The 20,554-nt window shown below is 74.4% G+C and carries 14 protein-coding genes; 3 read left to right on the top strand and 11 right to left on the bottom strand.

The annotated features are described in order from the left end of the window. Positions 1-6 precede the first annotated feature (6 nt). Positions 7-3,927, top strand: a complete 3,921-nt coding sequence (locus ACFV1W_RS08685) for a LysM peptidoglycan-binding domain-containing protein (protein WP_380414379.1) — start codon at positions 7-9, stop codon at positions 3,925-3,927. A 142-nt stretch (positions 3,928-4,069) separates the two neighbouring features. Here the strand turns inward: ACFV1W_RS08685 and ACFV1W_RS08680 are convergent, their stop codons facing one another. Next, positions 4,070-4,573, bottom strand: coding sequence for an HAD domain-containing protein (locus ACFV1W_RS08680; RefSeq protein ID WP_380414377.1), 504 nt, complete (start codon positions 4,571-4,573; stop codon positions 4,070-4,072). A 559-nt stretch (positions 4,574-5,132) separates the two neighbouring features. On the opposite strand from ACFV1W_RS08680, the gene ACFV1W_RS08675 reads away from it, so the two are divergent. Next, a complete protein-coding gene (locus tag ACFV1W_RS08675) occupies positions 5,133-7,043 on the top strand; it encodes a hypothetical protein (RefSeq protein WP_380414375.1) in 1,911 nt (636 codons plus the stop codon). 230 nt (positions 7,044-7,273) lie between these two features. Here the strand turns inward: ACFV1W_RS08675 and ACFV1W_RS08670 are convergent, their stop codons facing one another. From ACFV1W_RS08670 to ACFV1W_RS08655, 4 genes are all read right to left on the bottom strand, one after another. Beyond that, entirely contained in the window at positions 7,274-8,680 is a 1,407-nt protein-coding gene (locus tag ACFV1W_RS08670; protein ID WP_380414373.1) for a S8 family serine peptidase, read from the bottom strand. A 296-nt stretch (positions 8,681-8,976) separates the two neighbouring features. After that, a complete protein-coding gene (fabG, locus tag ACFV1W_RS08665) occupies positions 8,977-9,735 on the bottom strand; it encodes a 3-oxoacyl-ACP reductase FabG (RefSeq protein ID WP_380414371.1) in 759 nt (252 codons plus the stop codon). A 29-nt stretch (positions 9,736-9,764) separates the two neighbouring features. Then, entirely contained in the window at positions 9,765-10,964 is a 1,200-nt protein-coding gene (locus ACFV1W_RS08660) for a thiolase family protein (RefSeq protein ID WP_380414369.1), read from the bottom strand. Positions 10,965-11,005: 41 nt separating this feature from the next. After that, a complete protein-coding gene (locus tag ACFV1W_RS08655) occupies positions 11,006-12,169 on the bottom strand; it encodes an acyl-CoA dehydrogenase family protein (protein WP_380414442.1) in 1,164 nt (387 codons plus the stop codon). Between the two features lie 128 nt (positions 12,170-12,297). On the opposite strand from ACFV1W_RS08655, the gene ACFV1W_RS08650 reads away from it, so the two are divergent. Next, complete coding sequence (locus ACFV1W_RS08650; RefSeq protein WP_380414367.1) at positions 12,298-12,951, top strand: TetR/AcrR family transcriptional regulator; 654 nt, start codon at positions 12,298-12,300, stop codon at positions 12,949-12,951. A 66-nt stretch (positions 12,952-13,017) separates the two neighbouring features. Here the strand turns inward: ACFV1W_RS08650 and ACFV1W_RS08645 are convergent, their stop codons facing one another. The 6 genes from ACFV1W_RS08645 to egtA form a co-directional block, all read right to left on the bottom strand. Beyond that, a complete protein-coding gene (locus ACFV1W_RS08645; RefSeq protein ID WP_380414440.1) occupies positions 13,018-14,103 on the bottom strand; it encodes a nitric oxide synthase oxygenase in 1,086 nt (361 codons plus the stop codon). A 324-nt stretch (positions 14,104-14,427) separates the two neighbouring features. Further along, a complete protein-coding gene (locus ACFV1W_RS08640) occupies positions 14,428-15,852 on the bottom strand; it encodes a sugar porter family MFS transporter (RefSeq protein ID WP_380414366.1) in 1,425 nt (474 codons plus the stop codon). 152 nt (positions 15,853-16,004) lie between these two features. After that, complete coding sequence (gene egtD / locus ACFV1W_RS08635) at positions 16,005-16,976, bottom strand: L-histidine N(alpha)-methyltransferase (protein ID WP_380414364.1); 972 nt, start codon at positions 16,974-16,976, stop codon at positions 16,005-16,007. 45 nt (positions 16,977-17,021) lie between these two features. Then, a complete protein-coding gene (gene egtC / locus ACFV1W_RS08630) occupies positions 17,022-17,771 on the bottom strand; it encodes an ergothioneine biosynthesis protein EgtC (protein ID WP_380414362.1) in 750 nt (249 codons plus the stop codon). Further along, a complete protein-coding gene (egtB, locus tag ACFV1W_RS08625; protein WP_380414360.1) occupies positions 17,771-19,123 on the bottom strand; it encodes an ergothioneine biosynthesis protein EgtB in 1,353 nt (450 codons plus the stop codon). The genes egtC and egtB overlap by 1 nt, the downstream gene beginning before the upstream one ends. Beyond that, a complete protein-coding gene (egtA, locus tag ACFV1W_RS08620; protein WP_380414358.1) occupies positions 19,120-20,388 on the bottom strand; it encodes an ergothioneine biosynthesis glutamate--cysteine ligase EgtA in 1,269 nt (422 codons plus the stop codon). The genes egtB and egtA overlap by 4 nt, the downstream gene beginning before the upstream one ends. Between the last annotated feature and the right edge of the window lie 166 nt (positions 20,389-20,554).

Here is a 20,554-nt window from a genome sequence, read left to right as displayed (position 1 = left end):
GACGGGATGCGATCCGTGAGGGGGCACGCCCGGAGCGGGCGCCGGGCGGGAGGCGGCCGCGGCGGCGCGCTGATCACCGCGCTCGCCGCGCTGGTCACCCTGCTCGCCCTGCTGTTCGGCGTCCCCGCGCTGCTGCTGTACGGCACCCAGGCGGTCGCCTCGATGGGCGGGGTCGCGTCCGGCGGGGTGGGGGAGGCGCTCACCGGGCCGGACGACGGGCGGCTGTTCCTCTGGCTGCTGGTGGTGGTCGGGTGGCTTGCCTGGGCGTGCTTCGCGCTCTCCGTCCTGCTGGAGGTCCCGGCCCAGCTGCGCGGCCGGATCGCCCGCCGGATCCCGGCCTTCGGCTGGAGCCAGCGGCTCGCGGCCGGGCTGGTCGGCTCGGTGCTCGCGCTGCTGCCGGTGGCCGGTTCGGCCTTCGCGGCCGTGCCCGATGCCGCCCACGCTCCGTCCGTCCAGGCGCAGTTGACCCCGGGCGTGCAGCGCGCCGCGTTGCCCGCCGCCCGGCCGGCCGCCGCGCCGGCCCCGGCGGCGGACCAGCACCCCACGTACACCGTGCGGGACAGCCGCCCGGCGGACAGCCTGTGGTCCATCGCGGAGCGCCAACTGGGCTCCGGGGAGCGCTGGGAGGAGATCGCCAAGCTCAACGACGGCCGGGCGATGGACGATTCGGGCACCCGCTTCGACGCGGAGCGGCCGATCCAGCCCGGGTGGGAGCTGCTGATGCCGGCGGACGCCAAGCCGGACGAGGCGAAGGCGTCCGCCCCCGCCTCCGCACCGGCGCCCGCTCCCGGCCAGGCGCAGACGCCGGCTCCGGCGCAGACGCCGCAGTCCGGGACGGAGTCGGGCGCGAGCGGGCAGAAGAAGGTGACCGTGCAGTCCGGGGACAGCCTGTCGGCGATCGCCCAGCGGGAGTTGGGGGACGCCGAGGCCTGGCCCCAGCTGTTCGAGGCGAACAAGGGCGTGCAGGCGCCCGACGGGGAGCGGCTGACCGATCCGGACGTGCTGGAGCCGGGGATGGTGCTGACCGTACCGGGGGCGGCCGCGCAGGCTCCCGCCCCCGCGGCCGGTTCCGAGCAGGCGCCCGCTCCCTCGGGTGCGCCCGAGCAGACCCCGGCAGCCCAGAACCCTGCTCCCCAGACCCCGGCGCCCGCGCCCAGTCAGGCCGCGCCCAGTCAGGCCGCGCCCAGCCGGGGGGCGCCGCGGACGGACCCGGCGCCGACCCACGCGCCCGCCCACACGCCCGCCCCCGCCGCGCACGCCGACCCGGCACCGAGCGACGACTACCGCATCGCCCTGGGCGCCTCCACCGTCGGCGTGCTGCTCGCCGCCATGATGGTCGGCACCGTCGCCTACAAGCGCGGCACCCAGCTGCGCGGCCGCCGCCCCCGGCACCGCATCGCCATGCCCGACGCCGAGGCCGCCGCCTTCGAGAACGAACTGATGGCCCGCCAGGACCAGGCCGGGCTGGAGCTGCTGGACCGCGCCCTGCGCACCCTGGCCCGCAACACCGTCCGCGGCGGCAAGCGGCTGCCCGCGATCGTCGCGGCCCGGATCACCCCCGAGCACACCATCGAACTGCACCTGTCCGGCCCGGCCACCCCGATCGCCCCGTTCCGCGCCGCGCACGCCGCCAACGTCTGGTGGTGCAGCGACGAGTCCGGCGACCTGCTGAGCCCCGCGCAGGCCCGCAAGACCGCCGCGCCCTACCCCGCGCTGGTCACCCTCGGCACCTCGCCCGACGGCTCGGTGGTCCTCGCCGACCTGGAGGCCGTCCGGCTGCTGCACCTGTCCGGGCACCCCGACGACGCCCGCGACGTGCTGCGCACCCTCGCCATCGAACTCGCCCACAGCCCGCTGGCCGACCGGCTCCACCTCCACCTGGTGGACCTCGCCGAGGAGGTGCCGATCAGCGGACCGGCCGCCGAGCGGATCCACCGCCACCCCACCCTGGAGGCCGCGCTGGCCGCTCTCGGCCCGCGCACCGCCAAGGCCCGCGCCACCCTGATCGCGGCCGAGGCCGCCAGCCCGCGCGAGGCCCGCAGCCGGGGCCGGGCTGACGAGTCCTGGGTGCCGGAGATCGTGCTCTGCGCCCAGCAGCCCGGCGGCGACGTGCCCGCCGAGCTCGGCCGACTGCTGGACGCCCGCCCGCGCACCTGCGTCGCCGTCATCACCCGTGCCCCCGAGCGCGGCACCGGACCGGTGGCCCGCTGGACCCTGCCGACCACCGGCCAGGCCGCCATCCCCGGCCTGCACCTGACCGTCGAGCTCCAGCGGCTGGACGACCACCAGTACGACCAGGTGGCCGAACTGCTCCGGGCCGCCGACGACACCACCCAGCACCCGGCGCCCGCCTGGACTCTGGACGGTCCCGGCCTCGACCCGGACCAGGACGAGGACACCGACACCACCGAACTGCCCGTCGCCGTACCGGTGCTGGCGGCCGTCGGCGCCCCGGGCGCGACGGCCGAGGAGGAGGCGGACGCCGCTGCCGGGCCCCGGCTGCTGACCCGGGTCATCGGGACCGGCGCAAGCCCGTTCGCGGGCACCGACCCGGTGGCGCCGGCGCCCGCGCCTGCCCCGCTCGCCGTTCCCGCGCCGGTTCCCCCGTCGGCCGGTCCGGCGCGGTTCGCCGTCAACGGGCAGGGGCGGCAGGCGGCCACCGGGACGGAGCAGCCCGCCGACGAGGCCACCCGCGACCTGCGGCTGCCGGGCGGCGGCCCCGCCGAAACGGCCCAGCCGGCTGAGACGGGGGCGGAGGACGCGGCCGGGACGGCCGCCGAGGCGTCACCGGCGGAGGCGCCGGTGACGGTGCTTCCCGTGCCGCCCGTCCAGCCCGTGCCGCCCGTCCAGCCGGTTCAGCCCGTACGGCCCGCGGAGCCCGCGCCGACGCATCAGAGCGCGCCCGCGCCCACCGGCGCCGATCCGCGCGTCCCGGCCCGGCCGGAGCCCGGCCCCGGTGCGTCCGGCACGTCCGGTGCGTCCGGTCCGGAGGTCCCGGATGTCCCGGACAGCCCGGATGTCCAGGACAGCCCGTCCGGAGCCGGGGCGGAGACGGCGGTGGAGCCCGGTCCGGCCGCCGTGGCCCCGGTCGCCCGGACCACCCCCGGCCGCAGCGACTGCGACGACCTGCTCGCCATCCTCCGCTCCCCGGAGGCGCACACGCCGCGCAACGCCCCCCGGATCCGGTTGCTCGGGCCGGTCGACGTGGCCGGCACCCCCGGCGCCGTCGAGCCCGGCGCGCTGCCGAGGCTCACCGAACTCGCCGTCTACCTGGCGCTGCGCCCGGGCGCTGACCACCACGCGCTCGACCACGACCTGCACCCCGGCGCCGCCCACCTCGACCCGCACCCCACCGCGTCCGACGCCAAGAGCCCGCTCCCGGCCAAACTCGCCGATCTGGCGGCCTGGTTCGGCAGCTCGCCCGAAGGCCGCGCCTACCTGCCCACCGATACCACCGACGGCTACGCCTTCGCCCCGGCCGTCACCTGCGACTGGGACGAGTTCCGCGGCCTCTACCGGCGCGGCATGCGCAGCACCAGCGCGACCGCCGACGCCGCCCTCGCCCACGCCCTGGCCCTGGTACGCGGCGCCCCGTTCGCCGAGGCCCCGCCCGCCTCCTACGGCTGGGCCGAGTCGGAGCGCCAGGACATGATCGCCGCGATCGTCGACACCGCTCACGAACTCGCCGCCCGCCGCCTCCAGTACGGCGACCACCGCAGCGCCGAGGCGGCCGTCTTCCGAGGCCTCGCCGTCGCCCCGGACGTCGAACTCCTGCACCGGGACCTCTTCTACGCCTACGCCTCGGCCGGCGCGCGCGACCAGCTCCTGCGCGCCGTCAACCGCCTCGACGCGTTGAGCCGCCGTACCGGCCGGGACCTGGACGCCGACACGGTCGCCCTGCTGCGGGACCTGCTCGCGGGCTCCTGAGCCGGCGGCCGGCCACCGCCCGGCCACCGCCCGGCCACCGCCGGCCGCCCGGCCGCCCGGGCGCCCGGGCGGCCGGTTACTGCGCCGAGGAGGCTCCGGAGGGGGTGAGGCGGGCGGGGACGCCGTGGCGTCGGCGTGGTGGTCAGACCGTGCGAAGCCAGGCGTCGAGGGCGGTGAAGTCGGCCGGGGTGAGGCCGACTCGGGGGTCGACCCGGTGGAGCAGTGCGGGGCCGGGGGAGTGGGCGTCGACCCAGCGGCGGTCGGCCGGAGTGATCTCGTCGTCCACCCAGGCGAACGGGCGTCCGCCGGCCCAGTCGACCAAGGCTCGGGTCTTCCAGTGCAGTTGGCTGCTCCCGCCGGTTTCGTCGGCCACAAGCAGCTCCACGTAGGGCAGTTGTGGAAGGCCGAGCCGGGGCGAGAGGCAGTCGTTGGCGTCCGCCAGCCAGGTGGTGGCCCAGACCAGTTCGCAGGGCAGGCCCAGCAGTCGGCGCCCGAGACCCGGGTCGGCCCGGGCCACCAGCGGGTTGCCGGACGGCCCCGAACCCGGGCCCGGGTAAGTGGGGTAGCCACCCGGGGTCGGGGCGCCGAAGGGGATGAGTGGACCGTCGACGTCGAGGAACAGCAGGGGCGGGCCGGAACCGGTCATGACCGCACGATAGCGGCCGGTGCCGACGGCGTGGCACGTTGATCGGCCACCCGGCCTGGCTCGGGCGTGCCGGGATCTCGTAGGGTGGCGCGCACGGATTGTGGTGGCAGGCACCACGAGGGCAAGGGCATCAGACGCCGTGGAAGCGGCGGGGCGGGGCGGTGACCAGAAGATGGCGGAGACGACAGCTGTTTCCGGAGGCCCCGAACCGGCAGCGGACTCGGGCCCCTGGGACGCCGTACCGCCGCCGCCCGTACGCCGGACCGCCGAGGAGCACCCGCCCGGGCCCGCCGCGCTGTACGAGCCGCCGCCCGCGCCCCCGGCGCCCCCGATGGCGCCTCCGGCACCGGCTGCTTCCGTCCCGGCCGCTTCGGTCCCGGCCGCTTCGGTGCCGGCGGCTCCGCTGCCGCCCCTACCCCCGGCCGCACCCACCGGATGGACCCTCACCGGTCTGCCCGCCGCGGGTGCTCCGTCCCCGGCGGCCGCCGGCGCGGCTCAGGCCCCGGCTTCGGCCGCGGGCCCCGGTGGACTGGGGGCGTCGCCGCGGGGCCGGATCCTGGTGATCGAGGGCGGCTACGGCAACTCCGGTCGCCGCACCTGGGGCCGGGGCGGCCCCGCCCAGGCGCCGGTGCTGTCGGCGATGCTGGCCGCCGTCTCGCCGCAGGTGCTGCTCGCCGCGGACGCGGTGGACGCCGTCCACCTCCCCGGCGCCAGCGACCCGCACACCGTGCTCGCCCACCTGCGCGCCGCTTCCCGGCACCCCGGACCGCTGCTGGTCCACCTGGGCGGCCACGTCGTCGCCGACAAGCGCGGGGGGCAGCTGCAGCTCACCCTCCGAGACGCCAAGCAGGAGGGCCTGCCCTGGCAGGCCGTCGCCGCAGAACTGAGCCACCGTCCGGCCGAGTGGCAGACCCTGGTCATCGCCGACCTGAGCGCGGACCAGAACGCCTGGCCGTACCTCCAGGGCACCGTCTCACCGCTCAGCGAGGGCATCCCGTTGTGGGCCGTCGTCAGTCCGGACCCGGAGCAGATCGGCACCTTCACCCGCGCCCTGATCGAGGCGCTGCACGGCGGCCGCCCGGGTGCGGGCGACGTGCTCGCCCCCGAGCAGCTGCGCCAGCAGGTGTACTCGGTGCTGCGGCCCGACGTGGTCATCCTGGCCACCCACACCCCGGACCGGCCGGTCTTCCGCAACACCGCCCGCCGGGGCGAGGCCCAGCCGGCGGACGTCGTGCTGCCGGTGACGGACGCGTTGCCGCTCGCGGACGCTCCGGCTCCGGACGCTCCGGCTCCCGCCGGTCCGGCTCCGGCCGTGGTCCCGCCGCTGCCGCACCAGGCGGAGCCGCAGGATGCCGTGGTCCCCGTCGAGCGGATGTCGGCAGCTCCGGCGGCCGAGGCTGAGGCCGAGGCCGCGGCTGGGCCGCCGGTGCCGGTCACGCCGGTCGGTGGTCCGGTGAGCCTGATCAAGCCCGGCGTGCCGCCCGCGCCGCCCCGACCCTCCCGCCCGGTCAGCCTGAAGAAGGCGGGCGATGAGCCGGTGGAGGCGCCGTCGAACGTGAGCCTGCGCAAGGCCCTTCCCGCCGACGTGGTGGCGGCGGTGGCGGACGTCGCGCCTTCGGCGGGCGTCACGCTGCGCAAGGCCCGACCGGAGGCCCCGGAGGCCGGTGCGGTCGCGGCTGAGGTTCCGTCGTCGCCGGCTGCCGAGGACGAAAGCGTGGCCGAGGCCGCCGAGGATGCCGTCGTCGACGTCACCGAGCAGGCCGACGAGGGTGTGGCCGAGGTGACGGACGAGGTCGCGGACGAGGTCGCGGACGACTCCCAGGACGCCCTCCCGGCCGAGGCGCCGCAGGACCAGGTGCCCGACGCCGTGCCGTCCGACGAACCGTCCGTACTGGCCGGCGGGGACGGTCCGTCGGTACCGGCCGGGCCCCCGGCCGCCGCTGTCGCCCCCGCCGCCCCGCAGGCCGACACCCCGGCCCCCGCCGCCCCGCAGGCCGACACCCCGGCCTCCGACGCGCCGCGCGCGGACTACCGCGAGGTCATCGGACGGATCGTTCGGAGCGCCGACGCCGGGGACCACGCCGCCGCCACGGATCTCGCCTTCGCCCTCGAACTGGAGGCGATCGCCGAGCACGGCGCCGTCTCCGAGACGGTGCTCCAGGTGCGCCAGGTGCGGGCCCACGTGTGCCGGCTCGCGGGCCGACCGGTGGACGCGGCCGAGATCTACCGCGAGGTGGCGATGACGCTGCTCCGCTCGCAGGGCGCGGACCACCCGGAGACCCAGCGGGCGGCCACCAACGCCGAGGCTTGCTGGCGCTCGATCACCGATCGGGCGGAGGCCATCCGCATCGCCCCGGAGATCATCGAGCTGCGCGCGTTCCTCCCGGGCCCCGACAACCGCAAGCTCCGGGCCGCCGAGCGCTACCTCACACAACTGGCCGCCACCCCGGCCCCGGCCGACCGGGCCTGACAGCCCGCTCGGCCCCGGCCCCGGCCCCCGGCCCCGGTCCCAGGCCCCGTTCCCGGTCCCCGGCCCCCCGAGCGCCGGGCGAACAGGTGACAGCAGACAGCAGACAGAAAACAGCGAACGGATAACAGATTATGAAATCTGTTATCCGTTCGCTGTTACCTGTCAGCCGTCACCGGCGAGCCGTCATTCGTCCAGGTAGGGACCGCCACGCACCGGCCGGCCGTGCCTGCTTACTGCTCGTCACCCTGGTTGTTGTCGTTGCCCCACACGTCGCCCGCGAGCGCGTGGACGAACTTGGCGCCGTCGATGGTGCCGAGACCGCTCGCGAGGTCGTAGCCCTCGGTGGCGTTGTTGCCGGTGACGCCGCCCCAGCCGTTGTCGCCCTCCTTGACGTCCACGATGCCGCTCCACTTGCTCGGGAGCAGGCTCAGGCCGTACAGGCTCGGGTTGATCTGGCCGAGGCGGTGGCCGGCGAGCTGGTCGGCGAGGGCGACGATGCCCGAGAACAGCGGGGTGGACTCGCTGGTGCCGCCGGTGAGGTGCCAGCCGACCGCGGTCGGGTCGTAGGACTCGTAGGTCCAGGCGGCGCCGTCGACGGCCGCGCTCATGCTGATGTCGGGCGTGCCGCGGTGGTTGCCGGTGACGTTCGCGACGCCGGCCTGGTACCACGGGCGGTCGAAGATGCCGGACACGCCGCCGCCGCCCGCGCCGGACTTGTCGTGCCACACCTTGTCGGCCGCGGTGCGGTTGCCCTTGTCGTCCAGGGTCAGCTGGGTGCCGCCGACGGAGGTGACCAGCGGGTCCGAGGACGGCCAGGAGTTGACCTTGAACGGGTACAGGTCGGTGCCGTTGGACTGCGCGTCGGTCGCGCCGTTGTCGCCGGAGGCGCCGAGGACGGTGACGTTGCGCGCGGCGGCGGCCTTGAAGGCGTAGCGCAGGTCGGTCAGCGACTTGAAGTCGCCCTTGTCGTAGCCCGGGAAGGTGTTCTCGGTGGCGCCGAAGCTCTGCGAGATGACGTCGCCGATGCCCTTCTTGATGAGGTCCTTCTCGGCGTCCATCATCTCGGGCAGGCCGGTGGTGCCCTCGGTCTCGGCGACACCGGTCTCGACCAGGACGATGTGGGCGTCGGGGGCGATCGCGTGGGCGTACTCGACGTCCAGGGTGGTCTCGCCGGCCCAGCCGGTGTGGTCGGGGTTCTTCGGGTCGAAGGCGGGAACGTTGCCCCACTTGCGCACCTCGACCTGGGTGTCCTTGAGGCCCCACTGCTTGTCGAAGACCTCCAGGTCGTGCTGGATGGTCGGCGAGCCGAAGGAGTCGACGATGACGATCGTGCGGCCCTTGCCGGTGATGCCCTCCTTGTACAGCGGCGCCAGGTTGTAGGCGGCCTGGTACTGGACGGGCGAGTAGCAGTGGATGCCGATCTGACTGACGCACTGGGTGGTGGTCAGCGGCGCCGGGCGGGTGGTGGCGAGGTGGTGGCCGAAGGAGGCCGGGCGGACGTGGACGCCGGAGAGGTCGTTCGCCGGGGCGGCGGTCGCAGCGCCGACGGCCGGAACGGCGATGGTGCCGGCGGTGAGGGCGGTGGCCCCCACGGCGAGCAGAGCCAGGGCACGGCGGAGGGTGGCGGGGCTGCCCATGGGACTCCTTGGGACGCAGAGGGCCCGACCTGGTCCGGTCGGGTCGGTTTGGACATCCCATCGAGCGCCGCATGATCATGCCATAGTCATTTGGTGGGGTCGTCCGACCAGGCACATGGTCATGATCGGCCACGCGAAAAGGTAAAGGCCGTCCCAGGAGAAAGTAACCGCACTCCTGGGACAGCCATCTGATGACACGTCAGTAATATTCAATGAATATTAACCGTATCTACCCATTCCCCACCCACTTCAATCCGGGGCCGCCCGAGCCGCCGGAATCGACCCGGCCGCCGGTACTACCGGGCCCCGCCGTTGACGTAGAGCGTCTGCCCGCTCACGTACGAGGCCTCCTCGCTGGCCAGGAAGGCCACCACCGAGGCGATCTCCTCCGGCTGCCCGACCCGGCGCAGCGGCGTGCGGGCGGCGACCTCGGCCTGGTGGTCCTCGGCGGTGGCACCGACCCGCTCGGCGGTGGCCGCCGTCATCGCGGTGGCGATGTATCCGGGGGCGACGGCGTTGACGTTGATGTTGAACGGCCCGAGCTCGATCGCCAGGGTCGCGGTGAGCCCCTGGATGCCGGCCTTGGCGGCCGCGTAGTTGGCCTGGCCCCGGTTGCCGAGCGCGGAGCGCGAGCTGAGCGAGACGATCTTCCCGTACTTCTGGGCCACCATGTACTTCTGCGCCACGTGGCTGCAGTTGTACGCGCTGGTCAGATTGACGGTCAGGACGGTGTCCCAGTCGGCCTTGGGCATCTTGAAGAACAGGTTGTCCCGGGTGATCCCGGCGTTGTTCACCAGGATGTGCAGGCCGCCGAGCTCCTCCGCGATACGCGCGAACACCGCGTCCACGGCCTCGTAGTCGGCCACGTCGCAGCCGTAGGCCTTGGCGGTGCCGCCCTTGGCGGTGATCTCGGCGACCGTCCCGGCCGCCCGCTCGGCGGTCAGGTCGACCACGGCGACGGTCGCGCCCTCCTCGGCCAGCCGGCGGGCGGTGGCCGCGCCGATGCCCTGCGCCGCGCCGGTCACCACGGCGACCTTCCCTGCGAATCGCGTCATGTCAGTTCCTCCGCTCACTCGAATCTCCGTCAGACGTTCTCGACCAGCACGGCCGTACCCTGCCCGACGCCCACGCACATCGTGGCCAGGCCGCGCCGGGCGCCGGTGCGGCGCATCCGGTGCAGCAGGGTGGTCAGGATGCGGGCGCCCGAGCCGCCCAGCGGGTGGCCGAGGGCGATCGCCCCGCCGCTCGGGTTGACCACCTCGTCGGCCCGCTCGGGGCTGAAGCCGATGCCGTCGGCGGAGGCCAGCGCCTGGGCGGCGAAGGCCTCGTTCAGCTCGGCGGTGTCCAGGTCGGCGAGGTCCCACCCGGCCCGGCCGAGCACCTTGGCCGTGGCCGGCACCGGACCGATGCCCATGACGTCCGGGTGCACCCCGGCCGAGGCCCCGGCCACGTACCGGCCGAGCGGCTGCAGCCCGAGGTCGCGCAGCGCCTCCTCGCTGACCAGGACCAGCCCGGCCGCGCCGTCGTTCATCGGCGAGGCGTTGCCGGCGGTGACGGTCCCGCCCTGGCGGAAGGCCGGCTTGAGCCTGCCGAGCTTCTCCAGGCTGGTGTCCTCGCGGATGCCCTCGTCCTGGGTCACCGTCACTCCGTCCGGCCGTTCGACCGGGATCAGCTCGGCGTCGAAGTGCCCGTCCTTGCGGGCGGCGGCGGCCCGCTGGTGGCTGCGCAGCGCGAAGGCGTCCTGGCGCCCGCGCCCGATGCCGTACCGGCTCGCCACCTCCTCGGCGGTCTCGCCCATGCTGAGCACGCCGTGCAGTTCGGCCATCCGCGGGTTGGTGAGCCGCCAGCCGAGCCGGGTGTCGTGGGTCTCGATCCGGTGCGGCAGCGCCTCGTCGGGGCGGGGCAGGACGAAGGGCGCGCGGGTCATCGACTCGCAGCCGCCGGCCAGCACCACGTCGGCCTCGCCGGAGCCGATGGCCCGGGCGGCGAGGGTGACGGCCTCCAGGCCGGAGGCACAGAGCCGGTTGACGGTGGCTCCGGGGACGGTCTCCGGCAGCCCGGCCAGCAGGACGGCCATCCGGGCGGCGTTGCGGTTGTCCTCGCCGGCCTGGTTGGCGGCGCCCCAGTAGACGTCGTCGATGCGGGCCGGGTCGAGGGCGGGTACGTCGGCGAGCAGGGCGCGCAGCACGGTGGCCGAGAGGTCGTCCGGGCGGACCGTGGCGAGCGCTCCGCGCAGCCGGCCGATGGGTGTGCGGCGGGCTGCGGCGAAGTAGACGGGACGCACGTCGTGCTCCTTGTCGAGAGGGGTGGGATGCGCTTGCGATGTCAGAAGGCGTTGACGCCGGTCAGGGCGCGCCCGATGAGCAGTTGGTGGATCTGGCTGGTGCCCTCGTAGAGGGTCATCACCCGGGCGTCGCGCAGGTACTTGCCGACGGGGTACTCGTCGATGAAGCCGTAGCCGCCGAACACCTGGAGCGCGTTGTTGGCGGCCCGGACGGCGGCCTCGCTCGCGTAGAGCTTGGCGACGGAGGACTCGGTGGCGAACGGCAGGCCGCGTTCGATGTGGTCGGCGACCTTCCAGGTGAGCAGCCGGGCGGCCTCGACGTCCACCGCGATGCCGGCCAGCAGTTCCTGGACGAGCTGGTGCGAGGCGATCGGCTTGCCGAACTGCTCGCGTTCGCCCGCGTACCGGACGGCGGCTTCCAGGCAGGCCCGGGCGATGCCGACGCAGCCGGCCGCGACCGACATCCGTCCCTTGGCCAGGGCGGCCATCGCCACCGTGAAGCCCTTTCCGACCTCGCCGAGCCGGGCGCCGTCGGGCACCCGTACGCCGTCCAGGGAGAGTTCGGCGGTGGCCTGGCCGCGCAGGCCGAGCTTGCCGTGGATCTCGGTGCGGCCAAAGCCCGGCAGATCGGTGGGGACCAGGAAGGCGGTGATGCCCCGGTGGCCCCGCTGCTCGTGCTCGCTGCCGCCGGTGCGGGCGAAGACCAGCGCGACGTCGGCCCAGGTGCCGTTGGTGATGAACGTCTTGGTGCCGCTGATCAGCCAGTCGTCGCCGTCCCGGACGGCCCGGGTGGTGAGGTTGGCGGCGTCCGAGCCGGTGCCGGGCTCGGTGAGCGCGAAGCAGGCGAGTGCCTCGCCCGAGGTGAGCCGGGGCAGCCAGTGCCGCTTCTGCTCCTCGGTGCCGAATCCGTTGATCGACTTGCCGACCAGGCCGAGCGAGACCGAGACGATCCCGCGCACGGCCGAGTCGCCGCGCCCGAGCTCCTCCAGCGCCAGGCAGTACGCGAGATGGTCGCCGCCGCTGCCGCCGTACTCCTCGGGGATGGTCAGGCCGAGGAAGCCGACCTTCCCGAGCTCGGCGACGATCGAGCGGTCCACCGACTCGGCACGGTCCCACTCCGCGGCGTACGGCGCGATCTCGCGGTCGGTGAAGGCGGCGGCGAGGTCCCGGACGGCGCTCTGCTCCTCGGACAACTCCAGGTTCACGGCGGTGCCCACCTCGTTAAACTAGCGTTGCAAGTTTTACGAGGGGACTGTAGCTCCGACCCGCCGCGCTGGGAAGGGGGCACCTGCCAGAATCGGTCCTCACCCACCCGACCGGAGGTAGCGACCCGATGGCCCGCCCGCGCACCCCGCTGCTCAGCCGCGACCGGATCGTCGCCGCGGCCCTGCGGCTGATCGACGGCGAAGGGCTGGAGGTCCTCTCCACCCGCCGCCTCGCCGCCGAGCTCTCGGTCAGCGGGCCGTCGCTCTACAACCACTTCGCCACCAAGGACGAACTCCTCGACGCGGTGGTGGACAGCGTCATCGGGGAAGTCGACCTGTCGATGTTCGGCCGCCCGGAGACTCCCTGGCGGGAGGCGCTGCGGGCGTGGGCGCGCTCCTACCGCGCCGCGCTGGCCGCACACCCCAACATCGTTCCGGTGCTCGCCCAGGGGCCGGGGCGGCGGCCGAACGCGCTGCGCCTGGCCGACGCCGTCTTCGGGCACCTGGTCGAGTCCGGCTGGCCGCGCGGCCAGGCCACCCGGATCGGCGCGCTGATGCGCTACTTCGTCACCGGCTCGGCACTCGCCTCCTTCGCGGCCGGCTTCCCCGCCGACGCCGAGGTCTACGACGCGGCCGACTACCCGCACCTCGGCGAGGCGCACCGGCTCGCCGGGCACCGGGGGACGGTCGACGAGGGCGCGTTCGAGACCGGGCTGGAGGCGCTGCTGGACGGGCTCGCCCTTCGCTTCGAGCGCCTCGCCGCACGGCCGGCGGTCCCGTAGCCCCGGACTTCGGTGCCCGGGCGACGGTGCCCGGACTTCGGCGCCGGGGCCACGGGGCCCGGCGTCCTACCAGGGCTCACGGGCGAGGAAGGCCGGCCGTTGCTCCGGGTCCACCGGGTCGTAGTACCGGTGGTAGACCGGCGTCAGCCCGCCGGAGACCGGTGGCACGATCCAGCTCCAGTCCGCCGGGGTCGGGCGGCCGAGGCGCCGCTCCTGGGCCACGTGCTTGAGGAAGCGCTCCGACTCGGTGTGGTGGTCGGCGATCGTCACCCCGGCCTCCTGGAAGGAGTGCAGCACCGCGAGGTTGAGCTCGACGAGGGCGCGGTCGCGCCAGAGCGTGCGGTCGCTGGAGGTGTCCAGGCCCAGCCGCTCGGCGACGGTGCCGAGCATGTCGTAGCGGTCGGCGTCGGCGAGGTTGCGGGCGCCGATCTCGGTGCCCATGTACCACCCGTTGAACGGCGCGGTGGGGTAACGGACGCCGCCGATCTCCAGGGTCATGTCGCTGATCGCGGGCACCGCGTACCAGCGCAGCCCGAGTTCGGCGAACCACGCGTGCTCGGGGTGGCTCAGCTGCACCTCCAGGGTGGTGTCGTCCGGCAGCTCGTACTGGTGCGGGCGCTCGCCCGGGCGTTCCTGGACCAGTAGCGGCAGCGGCTCGAAGCGGTCCTCGGCGCACTTCCAGCCCAGTTCACGGGCCCGGGCGGCGAGCGCGGCGCCCGCAGGGTCGCCGACCACGGCTCCGTCGACCCGGTGCCCGGCGTAGCGGACCAGCTGCTGGTTGAGGATCCGGGCGGCCGGGCGGTCCGGGAGGTCGGGGGCGAACACCGAGACCACCGGGCGGATCCGGCCGCCGTTGCCCGCCAGCCGCAGGTGCTCGAAGCACTCGGCGGCGATGTCGTCGGCGGAGGACAGGTGGCGCAGGTCGCGGACCACCAGGCTGCGCCAGTACAGCCGGCCGATGCAGCGGGCGGCGTTGCGCCAGGCGAGCTTGGCGCCGTGGGCGAGTTCGGCGGGGGTGTGCCGGTAGCTGCCGGTGCGGTCGATCTCCTCCCGGACGGCGCGCAGCCTCGGCTCCGGGTCACCGGCGGCGGGCTGTTCGCGGTGGAACTGGCGGATGAACTCGGCGGCCCGGTCGGGGTCGGTGAACGGTATTGGCGCGCAAGGCGCTTGCGAGCCACGGCGGTACGGTACGGGCTGCTGCGCAAGGGCGCCCGGTGCCGCGTGGGTCGGTTGGGTCGGGTGGGCCGGGTGGGCCTGGGCGTAAGGACAGCCGCCGCTCGGGGCGGTGGCGGTTCTGCGGGTGCGGAGCCGGTTGAAGATCAAGGACACATCCCTCCTGCCGCACAGGAGTACCGGAGGCCGCGGACCCACCGCAGGGAGTGAACGATTCGGCCCCCGCACCCGCGCCGAGCGCGCTAGGGTGCGGGGGCCGAAGGCCGGCCGGTCGGGTGCCGGACCGGCCGGTGGGCGGGCCGGTCAGCCCATGTCCTCCAGGCGGATGCCCTTGGTCTCCTTCATGAACTTCGCCACGAAGACGATCGACAGCGCCGCGAAGGCCGCGTACACCAGGTAGGTCGCCGAGAGGTTCCAGCGCGAGAGCGACGGGAACGACACGGTGATCGCCCAGTTGGCGATCCACTGGGCGGAGGCGGCCACGGACAGGGCGGCGGCGCGGATCCGGTTGGGGAACATCTCGCCGAGCATGACCCAGACGACCACGCCCCAGGACATCGCGAAGAACAGCACGAAGGCGTTGGCGGAGATCAGCGCGACGGTGCCCTGGAGGTCGGGCAGCGAGACGTTGTCGCCGGAGCCGGTCGCGGAGGAGAACGCCCAGCCGGCCGCGGCGAGGGTGACGGCCATGCCGGCCGAGCCGATCAGGGCGAGCGGCTTGCGGCCGATCCGGTCGACCAGCAGGATCGCGATCACGGTGCCGAGGATGTTGATGACCGAGCCGATGAAGCTGATCAGCAGCGAGTTGCTCTGGTCGATGCCGACGGACTGCCACAGGATCGACGAGTAGTAGAAGATCACGTTGATGCCGACCAGCTGCTGGAAGATCGACAGGCCGATGCCGACCCAGACGACCGGGAGCAGGCCGAAGCGGCCGCCGAGCAGGTCGCGGAAGCGCGGACGGTGGTCGGAGGCGATCAGCGACTGGATCTCGGCGATCCGGGCGTCGGTGTCGATGCCCTCGCCCTCGACCTCGGTCAGCACCTTGCGGGCCTCGTCCAGTCGCTCGGCCTGGATCAGGTAGCGCGGGGACTCGGGGATCACCGAGGACAGCACGAAGTAGACCACGGCCGGGACGACGCAGATGCCGAGCATCCACTGCCAGGCCTCCAGGCCCACGAGCCGGCCGCGGGTGTCGCCGCCGGCGGTGTCCGCCAGCACCCAGTTGACCAGCTGGGATATCGCGATGCCGAGCACGATCGCGGCCTGCTGGAAGGAGGCCAGCCGGCCCCGGTACTTGGTGGGGGCGACCTCGGCGATGTAGGTCGGGGCGATCACCGAGGCGATGCCGATGGCCGCGCCGCCGAGGACGCGCCACAGGGCGAGGTCCCAGGGGGAGAAGGGCAGCATCGAGCCGACGGCGCTGACCGCGAACAGCAGCGCGCCCGCCTTCATGACCTTGATGCGGCCGTAGCGGTCGGCGAAGCGGCCGGCCAGCGCGGCGCCGACCGCCGAGCCCAGCAGTGCCGAGGAGACGATCAGGCCGGTCTCGCCGCTGCCGACACCGAACTTCCCCTGGATGCCGGAGACGGCGCCGTTGATCACGGAGCTGTCGTAGCCGAACAGGAAGCCGCCGAGGGCCGCGGCGGCGGTGATGAAGACGACGAAGCCGAGGCGGCCGGGCGCGGTGGCCTCGGCCGCCCCGGAGGGCTTCTGGGTGACGCTCACGATCTTGACTCCTGGTACTCAACACTGAGCTCGGTAGTCGAGATCGTAACCCTTATTCGTTCAAGCTTTGTACACAGGGGCGCCAAGTTGGGCTTCGAGAATTCGTAAGGTGAATAAGCAAATTGAGCACTCCCGGCGACCGCGTCCGCAGCTCACGCCGGGGCTGCCAACGAGAGCCCGAACCGGCCCTCGGGGTCGGTCCACCAGTGGGTCAGCCGCAGCCCGGCCGCGGTGAGCTCGTCGGCCACCCGCTCCCGGCGGAACTTTGCCGAGACCTCGGTGCGCAGTTCCTCGCCCCGGTCGAAGTGCACCGGGAGGTCCAGGGCCGGGATCTTCACGGTCTGCGAGCGCAGCGAGCGCAGCCGCATCTCGATCCACTCCCGCTCCGGGTCCCAGAGCGCGACGTGCTCGAAGGCGGCCGGGTCGAAGTCGGCGCCCAGCTCGCGGTTGAGCACGTTGAGCACGTTGCGGTTGAACTCGGCCGTCACCCCGGCGCGGTCGTCGTACGCGGCGACCAGCACCGCCGGGTCCTTGACCAGGTCGGTGCCGAGCAGCAGGAAGTCGCCCGGCTCCAGGGCGGCGCGCAGTCCGCGCAGGAAGGCGGCTCGCTCCTCGGGCAGCAGGTTGCCGAGGGTGCCGCCGAGGAAGGCGACCAGGCGGGGGCCGCCCTCCGGGGGCAGGCCGAGCCGGGCGGTGAAGTCGGCCAGCACGCCGTGCACGGCCAGTCCGGGGTACTCGGCGGCCAGCGCGGCGCCGGCCGAGGTCAGCGCGCTCTCGCTGACGTCCACCGGGACGTAGTCCTCCAGGGTGTCGATCGAGCGCAGCGCGTCCAGCAGCAGCCGGGTCTTCTCGGAGGAGCCGGAGCCCAGCTCGACCAGGGTCCGGGCCCGGGTGGCGGCGGCGATCTCGCCGGCCCGGGCGGTGAGGATGGCCCGCTCGGCGCGGGTCGGGTAGTACTCGGGCAGCCGGGTGATCTCCTCGAAGAGCTCGCTGCCCCGCGCGTCGTAGAACCACTTGGGCGGCAGCCACTTGGGGTCGGCGGTCAGGCCCTGTCGGACGTCGTGGCGCAGGGCGGTGCTGAAGTGGTCGGCGGGCAGCAGTCGGGCGAGATCGAAGGTGTCCATGACAGGGTGGTTCCTCTGTTCAGAAGATGAAGGGAGAGTTGAGGGTCAGTAGTGGCTGGGGAGCTGGCGGACGCGGACGCCCCCGGCGTCGGCCAGCAGCAGGGAGCCGTCCGGGACGGACGCCCAGTCCGGGTCGTCGTCGTACGGCTCCGAGGCCACCACCGTGCCCGGTCCGGGCAGGCTCCGGTGGTGCAGGGTGTCACCCCAGGTGGTCGCGGCGAGCGCGGTGCCGTCGGTGAGCAGCAGATTGAGCCGCCCGGTGGTGTGTGCGGCGACGTCGGCCACCGTGCCCGCCAGCGCCTCGCCGAGGTCGGCGCCCCGGCGCAGCCGGTGCAGCGTCAGCGCCCACAGCAGGGCCGAGTCGGTGCGGGCCTCCAGCTCCAGCAGCTCGGCGGGCGGCAGCAGGGCGGCCAGCGCGTCCAGCTTGGCGGGCCAGCCGGCCACCGCGCCGTTGTGGCTGAACAGCCAGCGTCCGGCGGCGAACGGCGCGGCCGCGCCCTCGCCCGCCGCGCAGCCCTCGGTGGCGGAGCGGACGGCCGCCAGCAGTGCCCGGGTTCGGATCACCCGGGCGAGGTCGGGGAAGGTCGCGTCCGCCCAGATCGGCCCGGCCCGGCGGTAGCGGGCGGGCAGTTCGTCGCCGTCCGCGTACCAGCCCAACCCGAAGCCGTCCACGTTGACCGTCCCGTACTGCTGGGTCCGGGGCGCCCAGGACTGCCGGTACAGCGCGTACGGCGGGTGCACCAGCAGCGCCTGCGGTGCCACCGGCTCACCGAGGTAGGCGATGTGACGGCACATCAGAGCTCCTCCGGGCTGCGGGCGGTGCGGAACCCGGAGAAGATCTGCCGCCGGACGGGGTAGTCCCAGTTGCGGAAGGTGCCCCGGCAGGCGACCGGTGCCACCGCGAAGCAGCCACCGCGCAGCACCTTGTACTCCGGCCCGAAGAAGACCTCCGAGTACTCCTTGTACGGCCAGGACCGGAACCCCGGGTAGGGGTGGAAGTCGCTGGCCGTCCACTCCCACACGTCGCCCATCAGCTGCCGCACGCCGTACGGCGACCGGCCCTCCGGGTAGCTGCCGGCAGCGGCCGGGCGCAGGTGGCGCTGGCCGAGGTTGGCCTGCTCGGGGCCGGGCGGGCCGTCGCCCCAGGGGTAGCGGCGGGAGCGGCCGGTGGCCGGGTCGTGCCGGGCGGCCTTCTCCCACTCGGCCTCGGTCGGCAGCCGCCGCCCGGCCCAGCGGGCGTACGCGTCCGCCTCGTACCAGCTGACGTGCAGCACCGGCTCGTCCGGCGGTACGGGCTCGACCGTGCCGAAGCGGCGGCGCAGCCACTGGCCGTCCCGGTGCTTCCAGAACAGCGGGGCGCTCAGCCCGGCCCGCAGGCGGTGGTCCCAGCCCTCCTCGGTCCACCAGCGCGGGTCGTCGTAGCCGCCGTCGGCGATGAAGCGTTGGTAGGCGGCGTTGGTGACCGGGGTGGTGTCGAGGAAGTAGGCCGGGAGGTCGACGGTGTGCGCCGGGCGCTCGTTGTCCAGCGCCCACGGTTCGGTGTCCGTGCCCATGGTGAACGGGCCCGCCGGGATCAGGACCTCGGAGGGCAGGGCGGCGGCGTCGGCGGGGGCGGGCGGCGGCGGGGGAGCGGCCAGGGCGGGCTCGCCCCGGCGCAGCTGGTGGGTGATCAGCATGGTCTCGTCGTGCTGCTGTTCGTGCTGGGCGATCATCCCGAAGGCGAACCCGGCGTCCAGCAGCGGTGCGCCCTCCAGCGGGCTGGCGGCCAGCAGGTCCAGCACCCGGCCGCGCACCTCGTGGGCGTAGTCCCGGGCTTCGGCGGGCGGCAGCAGCGGCAGGCTGGGGCGCTCGGCCCGGGGGTGCTGGAACGCGTCGTACAGCGGGTCGATCTCGGGGTGCATCGGGTCGCGGCCGCCGACGTTGCGCAGCAGCCAGAGCTCCTCCTGATTGCCGATGTGCGCGAGGTCCCAGACCAGCGGGGACATCAGCGGGGAGTGCTGGGCGGTGAGGTCGGCGTCCTCGACGCAGTCGGTCAGTGCGGCGGTCCGGGCGCGGGCGGCCAGGAGTTCGGCGGCGATGGCCTCGCGCAGCGCCTCGGTGCCCGTCGTGCCCGTGCCGGGGGCGGCGGGCGGTCGGACGTCGGTCATGATGCCTCCTCCTGCGGAGTGCGTCGGGTGCCGGACCGCAGGGCGTCCAGCTGGTCGTCGGCCGGGCAGCGGCCGCGCGCGGGGTAGCGCTCGGCGAACTCGGCGACGGCGGCGCGCAGCGGCCCGGCGCCGGGCGTGCGGCCCAGCGCCGCGTCGGCGGCGGCGAAGCAGGTGAGGGCGGCGCGGCGCAGCTCGGGGTCGGCGACGCCCAGGGTGGCCGCGCGGCGCCAGGCGGCGCTGCGCGGCGGGCGCGGGGCGGCGGCGCCCCGCTGCCGGTCGAGGGCGTCCAGCGGCTCAAGGGCGGCGAACACGGTGTCGGCGGCGACCGGGTCCTCCAGCAGCGCGGTGACCAGCGCGGTGACCACCATCCAGCCGTCCCCGGGCTGGGCGTCGATCATCCGCAGCTCCAGGTGGCCGCGCGGGCGCACCGGCGGGAAGAGCGTGGTGCAGTGGTACTCCAAGTCGGCGAGCGTGGGCGGGCGTTCGCCGCCGCCACGGATCCAGTCGCGGAAGGTGAGGTCGGGCGGGGCCGTCCAGGGCAGCCCCTCCGGCCTGCGCACGCACAGGACTTGGGCGTCCAGCACGTACTGGGCCCAGGCCTCCCGCGGGTCGCCGTGGTCGAGCCCGGGGGCGAGGGTGCGGCTCGGGTCCATCCGGGACCAGACGGTCTGCCGGGTGGACCGGTGGCCGGTCGGCTTGCCGTCCAGGAGCGGGGAGTTGGCGAAGGCGGCGACCAGCACCGGGCCGAGCCGGTGGACCAGCTGCCAGCGCCGTTCGGCCGCGTGCGGACCGTCGGCGTCGCCGGCGTCCAGGCACACCTGCACGGATGCGGTACCGGTCATCATGACCCGGCCCCAGGGGCCGGCCGATTCGAAGAACCGCTCCATCGCGAGGTAGCGGGGGTGGTCCAGCACCATCCGGCGGGGGCGGCCGAGCGGATCCGTGCCGGTGCCGGTGAGTCGCAGGCCCTGCGCCGCGAAGGCGGCCCGCAGGGCGGTCAGATCGCGACGGGTGTCGTCGACGCAGGCCAGGAGGCCGGAGGCGGGCGGGGAGCTGAGCTCGACCTGTCCGCCGGGTTCGAGCGTGAGGCGCGAACCGGAGGGGAGCGAGGTGCCGTCGGGGCCGCCGAGGGGCAGCGACTCCAGCGCGGCGTGGAGCAGTTCCGGCTGGACGGGGCGGGTGGGACATCGGTCGTCATGGACGAACCATTCGACCTCGACGCCCACCAGGCTGGGCGGTCCGATCTTGAAACAGACACCCGACACGTGGCTGCGCGCCCCCGATTCGGTCAAAGGGGTGACCCCCGTGGGGGGCGGTTGCGTGCTCTGCCGGTGGGGCGCAGTGGTGCGGGATGTCGGTATCACCGGACTCACCATCCTCGGGATCACGATTGCGGCCCGGTCTACCCTGCCCAGTCTGCTACGGAGCATG

Source organism: Kitasatospora sp. NPDC059648 (assembly GCF_042734825.1).
Taxonomy (GTDB): Bacteria; Actinomycetota; Actinomycetes; order Streptomycetales; family Streptomycetaceae; genus Kitasatospora.
Note: the sequence above shows the minus strand (reverse complement) of the source record. Positions and strands in the feature narration are given on the sequence as shown.

What these genes read in the sequence shown, in the direction of transcription:
- ACFV1W_RS08685 (WP_380414379.1), top strand. Translation starts at nt 7, where the DNA reads ATGCGATCCGTGAGGGGGCACGCCCGGAGCGGGCGCCGGGCGGGAGGC.
- ACFV1W_RS08680 (WP_380414377.1), bottom strand. Translation starts at nt 4,573, where the DNA reads ATGACCGGTTCCGGCCCGCCCCTGCTGTTCCTCGACGTCGACGGTCCA.
- ACFV1W_RS08670 (WP_380414373.1), bottom strand. Translation starts at nt 8,680, where the DNA reads ATGGGCAGCCCCGCCACCCTCCGCCGTGCCCTGGCTCTGCTCGCCGTG.
- fabG (WP_380414371.1), bottom strand. Translation starts at nt 9,735, where the DNA reads ATGACGCGATTCGCAGGGAAGGTCGCCGTGGTGACCGGCGCGGCGCAG.
- ACFV1W_RS08650 (WP_380414367.1), top strand. Translation starts at nt 12,298, where the DNA reads ATGGCCCGCCCGCGCACCCCGCTGCTCAGCCGCGACCGGATCGTCGCC.
- egtD (WP_380414364.1), bottom strand. Translation starts at nt 16,976, where the DNA reads ATGGACACCTTCGATCTCGCCCGACTGCTGCCCGCCGACCACTTCAGC.
- egtC (WP_380414362.1), bottom strand. Translation starts at nt 17,771, where the DNA reads ATGTGCCGTCACATCGCCTACCTCGGTGAGCCGGTGGCACCGCAGGCG.
- egtB (WP_380414360.1), bottom strand. Translation starts at nt 19,123, where the DNA reads ATGACCGACGTCCGACCGCCCGCCGCCCCCGGCACGGGCACGACGGGC.